The sequence below is a fragment of the Flavobacterium sp. genome (genome assembly GCF_020217025.1).
Lineage (GTDB): Bacteria > Bacteroidota > Bacteroidia > Flavobacteriales > Flavobacteriaceae > Flavobacterium.
On sequence record NZ_JAIWOF010000222.1, the window covers coordinates 1 to 10,000 of the forward strand.

Genomic DNA, 10,000 nt, shown 5'->3' on the forward strand with positions numbered 1-10,000 from the left:
CTTGCTGCAATACCTATCCATTTTACAGTACTTTGTTTTCTAGGTTGTAATGGGAGTTTTTGCTCGAATTGCGTTCCTTTTTGTGTTTCAAAGTAACCAAATAGTGATTGATATTTTGCCAAATGCGGCGCCACATCGTTGGAAGAAAAATAGGCCTTTAATTGTTTTTCTTCTGCTATTGTAGTTTCTCCTTGAAAGTATTTTTCCAATAATTGTTCAACTAACTTGAGTTCCATAATTATGTGTTTTTTCTATTTGTTCTCTTAAGGTTTTTCGTGCTCTTGATAAAGCTACTCGAACCGCTGTTTCATTCATTTCTAATACTTGAGCAATTTCCGAAAATTCGTATTCTTCAATTTCTCTAAGTTGTAATATCAATCGTTGTTGTTCAGGTAAATCGTTCATTAACTTTTCTGCCCATTGCAACGTATTTTGATGCTCTATTTGTGTTTCAACACTCGCTTGCTTGTCTTGATAATTATTATGTACAATTTGTAAATTAGTAGCTCTTTTGCTTTTAAGTTGATCCAAACAATAATTCTTGGTCATCGTCATCGCTAAAGCTTCTACACTATTGTATTGTTCTAAAGCACTATTTTTATTCCACAACCTCACTAAAACCTCCTGAGTCGCATCTTCTGCTTCTTCCGTACTCACAAGCATTCGCTTCGCTAAACGAAATAACTTATCCTTAAAAGGAGTGATTATTTGTACAAACTCGTTTTGGTTCATAGTAATTGGTTGGTTTATAATGAAGACGAATGTAATTTAATTTTGTTACAAATAAAAAAAGGTTCTGATAAAAAAATATCAAAACCTTTTAAAATCAAATAATTAAACTTTAGTTAAAACATGAAATTCAAACCTAATTTATAATTTCTTCCTCTTGTATTGTATCCAATTAATTCTTGGAAATCCTCATTAAATATGTTAGTCACAGTTCCAAAAATATGTAAACGCTTTGGTAATAATTCATATGAAATATTCGAATTAACCAACTGATAAGCGGCTAAATTAACAGCTTGCGTTGCCCAAATATTCGAATCGTAATAGGCATCGCTTCTTTTATCTACATATTGATAATTGATTCCGAAAGTTCCTCTTTTGAATTTGTAATTCAAGTCAACATTTCCTTTATGTTTTGGAATTAATCGGTTTAATTGTTGTTCTACTTCTGTGAAAGTATAATTACCTCCAATGTTGAAACGTTCTGATAAGGTATAACGAACGCTTGTTTCTACTCCTTTTGCATTGTAAGTTCCGTCGATGTTAATATAATTTGAAGCAAACGTTATTGGATTAGTAAAAAATCCAAATGTATTTTCTTCTTCTCTATAAAAACCAACCGCATTTATTGTTAATTTTTTATCCAATAATTGCGATTCGAAACCAAATTCTGCCGTAGCATTTTCTTCTGGAGTTAAGTCTAAATTTCCGTAAGGACCATATAATTGGTATAAACTTGGCGTGATGAAAGCTGTACTATACGAGGCTAAAATTTTCAATGGTAAATTTTCAAATGAATAACTCGGATTAAAATTATACACTATTTGATTTCCGTATTCGCTATGCGTGTTGAAACGAGCTCCTGCATTGACATTCAAACCAAATTCAGAATTAAAAACCAAAGTAGCATACGGATCTAACAAATTGAACTTCGCTCCTTCTCTTGCTACATTAGTATAAGCGTCTTTTTGTGTCATATCGAAATATTGATATTGAGCACCTAGAACCAAATACACTTGTTTGCTGAAATTATATTTATTAAAAGCATCAATCGAAACACTTCTTCCTGAATAATTGTAATTATCAATCGTTCCCGACCATGAATTTGAAATATTTAAAACTCTATCAATTGTTGACGCTCCTGCGTTAATTGCAAATTCTCCTTTGTTGTATTTGTATTTTGGTAAGAATCCAATTCTGAATTGTTCCGAAAAACTATTATTATTCAAATCGTCAGAATTAGCAATAAAACCATCAAACGAATTGTCGAATGTGTTTTTGATTCGGTCATAATTTCCGAAAAATTCAAAACTCAATTTATCATTCGCCTTGAAACCAATTTTCTGCAACACATTCACTCTTGAAAACGTATCTTCTTCGAAATTTTCTCCTGCAGCTTCCGACATTCCTTTCGTTTCGGTGCTGTTTAAAGTCGTCATGTAAGAAACTTTATTGATTGTTCCATTTACCGATAATCCTTGATTGAAATCTTGAGCACTCGTTTTTGAAGCATTTGAAGTATTTTGCGTTCCCATATTGATGTACGCATTACCCGAAATTTCTTTTTTAGCTGATTTTTTTAATGTGATATTGATAACTCCAGTTGCAGCTCCAGTTCCGTACAATGTACTCGAAGCGCCTTTCATGACTTCAATTTTCTCAATTTGTTCTACTGGAATTAAACGTAAATCATATTCAATATTAATTCCTGAAGCATCAGAAACTGGAACACCATCAATATAAATAGCTACTTGACGATTACGACCACCACGAATGTAATAGCCTAAATTTTTTCCATTAAACGATTGATTTCCGTTGATTTCCACTCCAGCAACCTGACTCAACACGTTAGCTAAATTTTGACCTTTTTTGGCTTCTAAGTCCTGAGCGGTAATCACTTCAATAATTTTACCTGATTTTTCTTTGCTTTGCGCAAATTTTGTGTCGGAAACGACCACTTCTTTTAAATTAGTCACTTTTAGCGTATCTGATTCTTGAGCATACGCAAAAACAGTAGCTAGTGTAAATACACTTAAGCCAATAAACTTTTTGTTCATTTTAGGGTTAATAAAAATTTTAATAAATTGGGGAGAAAAGCACAGAATTTACCCATACTCAAACTTTTTTTCCCGAAAGTTTGTTACTCAACGAATGTGGCAGGTCTCCTGGCTTGCGTCTTGTTATCAACCTTCTCATTCGCCAAGGCGAACAATGGTAATGTAGAAAATAACAAGCTTGATAGCTTACAGTTGCGGGTACAGCTTAGGTTTTTCACCTAATTCCCTTTTAATGTTGTTTTGAAAAATTCAGAAACAACAACCAAAATTCGGGTGCAAAGGTATTATATTTTTTGTAGATTTGAGCAAATATATATTTTATGAAAAAAATAATTTTACTTTTCTTCATTTGTTTTTCAGGATTTGCACAACTTAATTATGTTCAAATATCCACCAACTCCACTAGCGTTTATGTTACTACTAATCTAAATGACCCCATTAATCCATACAATGATTCGACATCAGATGCCGGTTTGAATACTATTTTTCAGAATCATAATGTAACGACAATTACCGACAACTTTCATGAAATTGACAACACCAATGCTATTTTCGCAATATACTCAGGAACTAATTTGAATGGATTTATAACTGATTTAGAAAATTATTCTTCACTTGTAACTAAAGTTAGTATAAGTCCAGAATTTGAAACTTTTGGGGATGTTTTAATGTATAATTTAGTAAATCCATACATAGGAGTACAGACCGGAACTGATTCAAATGGGATTGTGATAACTAATGATAGTAGTCTTAATTCTATTTTATTCAATCACAATGTAACTTATTTTCAAAACTATTATTTACAATGTGATTGTAATGTAATCAATTTAAAAAACGATTTAATTAATTACAACTCTGTTATAAGTTCTTCTCACTATGCACCTTTAGTATTTTTAAATACCCCAGAATTTTCTAGTAATTTAATTAAGATTTACCCAATTCCATTTCAAAATGAAATTGAAATTAATAGTAATAATCTTATAACTAATTACAAACTTTTTTCATTAGATGGAAAGATTATAACTGATGTAAACCAATTTGAAAATTTTAAAAATTCGCTTCTAAATTTAAATTCAGGAATATACATTATTGAACTTACCAATGATTCTAGTGAAGTTCACAGACAAAAAATAATAAAGAAATAACCTACTTCTTCTTATTCATCTTACGCCACAACCAAATAAAGCCAATTGCAAAGTGTGCTAAAATAATAGTTGCTACTGCATAAAGGAAAGCGTTAGAATCTGTTCTCATGTTTTTTTATGGCAAATTTAGTGGTTTTTGATAAATCGTTTGGCATCATTTGTTACATATAATCTGTGTTTGAATGTAAAGTACTACTTTTGCAAAAAAATTTTTCATGCGTCACTATTTCATTTTAGTTGTTTTATTATTGGGGTTCATCCAATGTAAAAAATCTGAAAACTCATCAAATCTTCCTACTTCTGTGCAAAACAGCATTCAACATGCAGAAGGATTTTCTATTGAAAAATATGATAATTTCTCGGTGGTAAAAGTTTCGAATGCGTATCCTGAAGCGAAAAAAGATTACACTTATGTACTTCATAAAAAAGGCGCTCAAATACCAGATAGTTTACAAAAATTTACTGCGATTGAAGTGCCAATAAAAAAGGTAATTGTTACTTCAACAACACATATTCCAGCATTAGAATCATTAGGAGTTGAAAATACTTTAATTGGTTTTCCAACAACAGAATACATTTCATCTGAAAAAACAAGAGCTTTAATCGATGCTGGAAAAGTGCGCGATTTAGGTTCTAATCAAGGATTGAACACAGAAGTTATTTTAGACATTCAACCTGATGTAATTGTTGGTTTTAGTGTAGATGGCGATTTAAAAACTTACAAAAACTTAGAAAAAAACGGTCAGAAAATCATCTTCAATGGCGATTGGACCGAAAAAACACCTTTGGGAAAAGCGGAATGGATTAAATTCTTCGGTGCTTTGTATGATTTAGACGAAAAAGCAAACGAGATTTTCAATTCGATTGAAAAAGAATACAATTCCGTATTAGCTTTAGCAAAAAATGCTAAAACCCAACCCACCATTTTTGCCGGCGCTATCTACGAAGACCAATGGTTTTTACCTCAAGGCGATAGTTGGGCAGCCTATTTTTTAAAAGAAGCCAACGGAAATTACCTATGGAAAGATTCCAAAGGAACAGGAAGCTTAGCTTTATCTTTCGAAAGTGTTTTAGACAAAGCCAAAGATGCTGATTTTTGGATTGGACCTGGGCAATTTGGTTCCATTAAACAAATTTTAGAAAGTAATCCCAATTACATTTACTTTAAAGCGGTAAAAAATAAAAACGTGTATTCGTTTAGTACTAAAAGAGGAAAAACTGGCGGTGCCATCTATTACGAATTAGCACAAAACCGACCTGATTTGGTTTTAAAAGACATCGTAAAAATTTTACATCCCGAAATGTTACCCGATTACGAATTGTTTTTTTTCGAGAAGTTAAAATAATGTAATTTAGCCAAAATTTCAATTCATGTCGTTTACCAAAAAACAAAACCTTCTTTTCATCCTCTTGCTTGTCGCAATGGTGTTTTTGTTTTTGGTGAATATTAGTTTGGGTTCAGTTTCTATTCCTTTGAAAGAAGTAGTTAACGGACTTTTATCGCAAGACATGAGTAAGGATAGTTGGGAGATTATTCTATGGAATTTCCGTTTTCCAAAAGCCATAACCGCAATTTTAGTTGGAATTGGACTTTCAATGAGCGGCTTGTTGATGCAAACGTTGTTTAGAAATCCGTTGGCTGGACCTTATGTTTTAGGATTGAGTTCGGGTGCGAGTTTGGGAGTAGCGTTTGTCATTTTAGGAACTGGATTTTTACCACCCTTTATCTCATCCTTCTTTTTATCGAATTACGGATTAATTCTAGCATCGAGTTTAGGAAGTTTATTGGTTTTTATGGCCGTTTTATTGGTATCGAAAAAACTAAAAGACACCATGGTAATTCTGATTGTCGGATTAATGTTTGGAAGTTTTACAAGTGCCATTGTTTCGGTGCTATCCTATTTTACTACAGCTGAAAAATTACAGAAATTCACTTTTTGGTCAATGGGAAGCATTTCTAATTTATCTTGGAATGAAATTTCGCTTTTATCCGTTTTTGTTATTATCGGAATTGGCATTAGTTTCATGGTTATCAAACCGTTGAACGCTTTATTATTGGGAGAAAAATATGCTCAAAGCATAGGAATCAATTATAAGAAAACGCGTTTTTTAATCATTATCGCAACCAGTATTTTAGCAGGAAGTATTACCGCTTTTGCAGGCCCGATTGCTTTCATAGGTTTGGCAGTTCCGCATATGGCGAAATTGTTATTTCAAACGAGTAATCATTTTGTGTTGTTTTGGAGTACGCTTTTACTAGGCGCCATTGTCATGTTGTGTTGCGATACAATTGCGCAAGTTCCAGGAAATGATATTACTCTACCAATTAACGCGATAACATCAGTAATTGGTGCTCCAGTTGTGATTTGGTTGTTAGTTAAAAAGAAACGATTTTAACCATGAGCGAACAAAATTTCACCATACAAACACAAAACCTTTCGATTGGCTACAAATCCAAATCGGAAGCGATTACTATTGCTCAAAATATCAATCTAAGTTTAGAAAAAGGCAAATTAATCGCATTAATTGGTGAAAACGGAATCGGAAAATCTACTTTATTAAAAACAATTACTGGAATTATTCAACCATTATCAGGTGAAATTACTTTACTAAATAAATCGTTTCAAAGTTACAAACCACTTGATTTAGCTCAAGAATTAAGCATCGTTTTAACCGAAAAATTACCACCAAGTAACTTAACTGTTTACGAAATCATTGCGTTAGGAAGACAGCCTTACACCAATTGGCTAGGAACGTTATCAGAAGAAGACAAAACTAAAATTGAAGAAGCTATTTCGCTTACAGAAATCCAACATTTGGTTCACAAAAAACATGATGAAATTAGCGATGGACAATTGCAAATTGCTTTGATTGCTCGCGCTTTGGCTCAAGATACTTCGATTATCATTTTAGACGAACCTACAACGCATTTAGACTTGGTTCATAAAGCGACTTTATTAAAATTGTTGCAAAAATTAACTCATGAAACTGGCAAAACCATCCTCTACTCTACACATGACATCGATTTAGCGATTCAAATGACAGACGAAATGATTGTGTTTACGCCAAATCAAATTGTACAAGACCAACCTTGTAATTTAATTCAAACTGGGATTTTTAATACGTTGTTTGATACCGAACATCTTACTTTTGATGCTACTATTGGCAAATTCAAAATCAAATAATTTATCCTAATTTTACCTTTTGTTTAACGCTTCGAATTTTCAATTTTCATAATTTTACCAAAAAAAAATATGAAATACGTTTATTTAACCTTAATCCTAGCTACTATGAAAAGCTTTGGACAATTAGTAAAAGTAGATTACGCAGACGGTAATCAAAAATTAGAAGGATTTTTTGCTAAAGCACAAAAAGCAAATCCAAAGAAAATTGGTGTTATCGTTTTACCTGCATGGATGGGTATTGATGCGCACTCAAAAGAATCAGCAGAGGCTTTAGCTAAATTAGGCTATCATGCTTTTGTGGCTGATATTTACGGCGTTGGAAACAATCCAAAAAACACGGGTGAAGCTGGAAAAAATGCAGGTTACTACAAAAATAGTCCTGCTGAATACCAAAAAAGAATTCAATTGGCGATTGACCAATTAGTAAAAGCTGGTGCTGATAAAAATCAAATCGCAGTAATTGGTTATTGTTTTGGTGGAACAGGTGCTATCGAAGCGGCTCGTGGCAACTTAAATGTAAAAGGAGTAGTTTCTTTTCATGGTGGTTTAGGAAAAGCAGCGAATAGTCCAACAAACGAAATTAAAGCAAAAGTTTTAGTGTTACATGGAGCCGATGATCCTTATGTTCCTGCAAAAGAAATTGAAGCTTTCCAAAACGAAATGCGTGAGACGAAAGCGGATTGGCAAATGAATTATTATGCAAATTCAGTTCATGCTTTTACTCACAAAGATGCGGGAAGCGATAACAGCAAAGGTGCTGCTTACAACGAATTAGCCGATAAAAGAAGTTGGGAAGCAATGAAAACGTTTTTCTTAGAGATTTTCAAATAATCGTTATAGTATTTCAAAAATAGAAAAACAGTTATTTCACTTGAAGTAACTGTTTTTTTTATACATCAAAACTACTCACCTCTAAAACTTCACCCGCTTTCAAATCATTTAAATGAATGTTACCTACACGCACACGAACCAATCGCAATGTAGGAAAACCAACAGCTGATGTCATTTTTCGTACTTGACGAAATTTTCCTTCGGTTAAAGTTATCGAAACCCAAGATGTTGGACCGTGACGCTCATCGCGAATTTTTTTTCCGCGTTCGCCTAAATTTGGTTCAGATTCTAATTTAAACGCTTTACACTTTTTGGTTTTGTATTTTTTGCCGTGCAAGCCGATTTCGACACCGTTTCTTAATTGTTCAACAGCTTCTTCAGTAATCAATCCATCGACTTGAGCGTAATATTCTTTTTCTACTTTTTTACTTCGGACAATTTCGCTCATCATGCCATCTGTCGTCAATAAAAGTAATCCTTCAGAATCTTCATCTAAACGACCAATAGCCATGGTGTTTTCGGGAAAATCGTATAATTCGCCCAACAACTTTTTCTTGCGTTTTAATTGGTAAATAAACTGCGATAAATAACCGTAAGGTTTATGAATAAGAAAGTGATGATGCATGTAGAAATCTTATTTTGGTGTGGCGAAGATACTAAAAACTGTTGGAGTGATACAAAAAATAAGGAGGCCTTATTTAAGACCTCCCTGTGTCGATTTTGATTTATTACGTTTTTCTGATCTGCTATAACTTGAGAGGAATAAACGACTGAATCTCTTTTTAGATATGTAACTAACGATATATTCAATAACTAATCAAAATCACATAGTAAAAGTACAACATTCTGAGCAATTGAATATCAACCATTTGAGGTTTAACAAATTTTTATCTTTCAAAATCGACCAAAATCAATAAAAATCGACTAAGTTATATTGGCTTTAAATTTTAAAATAATTGAAGTGAAATTTAACAGTAATCCATGTAACATTTGTAATTTTATGCCACTTATAAAGCCAAAACCATTCTGATGAAAAAACAGTATTTGATTTTCTTTCTTTTTATTTCAATTGTATCTAATAGTCAATCCATTAAAGGTAAAATTACTAATTTAGAAGGAATTGCTCTTTCAGATGTTTACATTCAAAATATCCAAAACAAATCACATGCGCATTCCAATTATAAAGGAGAATTTAATTTAGAAAATTCAAAAATTGGTGATAGCATTAGTCTTTCTCACAAAAATTTCGATGAAATAAGAACCGTTCTTACCGAAGCAGGAATTTACACTTTGATTCCGAAAGCTGTAAGTTTAAAAGAAGTGGTAATTACGAATGAACTGAATCATTTACACGAAATTTCAAAAATTGATTTGAAAATAAATCCAGTAAATTCTCCTCAAGAACTATTGCGAATTGTTCCCGGATTATTCATTGGCCAACATGCTGGTGGCGGAAAAGCAGAACAAATCTTTTTACGCGGTTTTGATATCGACCACGGAACCGATATTGCCATAACTGTTGATGGAGTTCCCGTAAACATGGTGTCTCACGGACATGGGCAAGGGTATGCTGATTTACACTTTTTACAACCTGAAACTGTTGATAATGTAGATTTTGATAAAGGTTCATATTTTGCCAATAAAGGAAATTTAGCTACTGTAGGCTATGTAGATTTCAGTACAAAAGACCGAATCAAAAACGATGAAGTAGCTTTAGAAATTGGGCAATTCAATACACAGCGCATTCGAGGAATGTTCAATTTAATTTCTTCAGACAAAGAGAGTTTGTATTTTTCTGGTTCGTATTTGCAAACCGATAGTTACTTTGATTCTCCACAAAATTTCAATCGAACTAATCTATTTTCTAAATACACTTTATATAACGAAACTTCTAAATTATCATTCTCTGTTTTTCATTTTGATAGCAAATGGAACGCTTCCGGACAAATTCCGCAAAGAGCAGTTGATCAGGGTTTAATTGGACGTTTTGGAGCGATTGATGATACTGAAGGCGGAAATACAAGTCGAAGTATTGTAAACATGAAACACGAAAAAC

General features: G+C 32.7%; 9 protein-coding genes, 1 pseudogene and 1 riboswitch. Of the genes and pseudogenes, 6 read left to right on the top strand and 4 right to left on the bottom strand.

Translation table 11 applies throughout. From position 1 onward, the window contains the following. The 3 genes and pseudogenes from LDL23_RS11630 to LDL23_RS11640 all read right to left on the bottom strand — a co-directional run. Positions 1–236 (bottom strand): annotated as a pseudogene (locus LDL23_RS11630) (hypothetical protein); the annotation flags it as partial. Beyond that, positions 217–732: a sigma-70 family RNA polymerase sigma factor gene (locus tag LDL23_RS11635; RefSeq protein ID WP_026724733.1), complete on the bottom strand. Its 516-nt coding sequence runs from the start codon at positions 730–732 to the stop codon at positions 217–219. The gene LDL23_RS11635 and the pseudogene LDL23_RS11630, both read right to left, overlap by 20 nt. A 113-nt stretch (positions 733–845) precedes the next feature. Next, a complete protein-coding gene (locus LDL23_RS11640; RefSeq protein WP_291265848.1) occupies positions 846–2,783 on the bottom strand; it encodes a TonB-dependent siderophore receptor in 1,938 nt (645 codons plus the stop codon). Positions 2,784–2,863: 80 nt separating this feature from the next. Further along, a riboswitch (cobalamin riboswitch) is annotated at positions 2,864–3,065 on the bottom strand. Between the two features lie 38 nt (positions 3,066–3,103). On the opposite strand from LDL23_RS11640, the gene LDL23_RS11645 reads away from it, so the two are divergent. The 5 genes from LDL23_RS11645 to LDL23_RS11665 all read left to right on the top strand — a co-directional run bounded on the left by LDL23_RS11645 (position 3,104) and on the right by LDL23_RS11665 (position 7,944). Continuing rightward, positions 3,104–3,928, top strand: a complete 825-nt coding sequence (locus tag LDL23_RS11645; protein ID WP_291265849.1) for a T9SS type A sorting domain-containing protein — start codon at positions 3,104–3,106, stop codon at positions 3,926–3,928. 215 nt (positions 3,929–4,143) lie between these two features. Beyond that, on the top strand, positions 4,144–5,274 hold the full coding sequence (locus LDL23_RS11650; protein ID WP_291265850.1) for an ABC transporter substrate-binding protein: 1,131 nt from the start codon (positions 4,144–4,146) through the stop codon (positions 5,272–5,274). Between the two features lie 25 nt (positions 5,275–5,299). Then, on the top strand, positions 5,300–6,325 hold the full coding sequence (locus LDL23_RS11655) for an iron ABC transporter permease (RefSeq protein ID WP_291265851.1): 1,026 nt from the start codon (positions 5,300–5,302) through the stop codon (positions 6,323–6,325). A gap of 2 nt (positions 6,326–6,327) precedes the next feature. Continuing rightward, positions 6,328–7,113 (top strand): ABC transporter ATP-binding protein, encoded by a 786-nt coding sequence (locus LDL23_RS11660; protein WP_291265852.1) that lies wholly within the window; start codon positions 6,328–6,330, stop codon positions 7,111–7,113. Between the two features lie 69 nt (positions 7,114–7,182). Beyond that, positions 7,183–7,944 (top strand): dienelactone hydrolase family protein, encoded by a 762-nt coding sequence (locus LDL23_RS11665; protein WP_291265853.1) that lies wholly within the window; start codon positions 7,183–7,185, stop codon positions 7,942–7,944. Between the two features lie 58 nt (positions 7,945–8,002). Here the strand turns inward: LDL23_RS11665 and LDL23_RS11670 are convergent, their stop codons facing one another. Next, complete coding sequence (locus tag LDL23_RS11670) at positions 8,003–8,569, bottom strand: pseudouridine synthase (RefSeq protein ID WP_291265854.1); 567 nt, start codon at positions 8,567–8,569, stop codon at positions 8,003–8,005. 404 nt (positions 8,570–8,973) lie between these two features. Here LDL23_RS11670 and LDL23_RS11675 point away from each other — a divergent pair. After that, on the top strand, positions 8,974–10,000 hold a 1,027-nt coding region (locus LDL23_RS11675), incomplete at its 3' end, for a TonB-dependent receptor plug domain-containing protein (protein WP_291265855.1).

Bases quoted from the DNA above. Each gene is read 5' to 3' on its own strand.
- LDL23_RS11650 (WP_291265850.1), top strand. From the start codon at position 4,144: ATGCGTCACTATTTCATTTTAGTTGTTTTATTATTGGGGTTCATCCAA.
- LDL23_RS11665 (WP_291265853.1), top strand. From the start codon at position 7,183: ATGAAATACGTTTATTTAACCTTAATCCTAGCTACTATGAAAAGCTTT.
- LDL23_RS11640 (WP_291265848.1), bottom strand. From the start codon at position 2,783: ATGAACAAAAAGTTTATTGGCTTAAGTGTATTTACACTAGCTACTGTT.
- LDL23_RS11655 (WP_291265851.1), top strand. From the start codon at position 5,300: ATGTCGTTTACCAAAAAACAAAACCTTCTTTTCATCCTCTTGCTTGTC.
- LDL23_RS11670 (WP_291265854.1), bottom strand. From the start codon at position 8,569: ATGCATCATCACTTTCTTATTCATAAACCTTACGGTTATTTATCGCAG.
- LDL23_RS11660 (WP_291265852.1), top strand. From the start codon at position 6,328: ATGAGCGAACAAAATTTCACCATACAAACACAAAACCTTTCGATTGGC.
- LDL23_RS11645 (WP_291265849.1), top strand. From the start codon at position 3,104: ATGAAAAAAATAATTTTACTTTTCTTCATTTGTTTTTCAGGATTTGCA.
- LDL23_RS11635 (WP_026724733.1), bottom strand. From the start codon at position 732: ATGAACCAAAACGAGTTTGTACAAATAATCACTCCTTTTAAGGATAAG.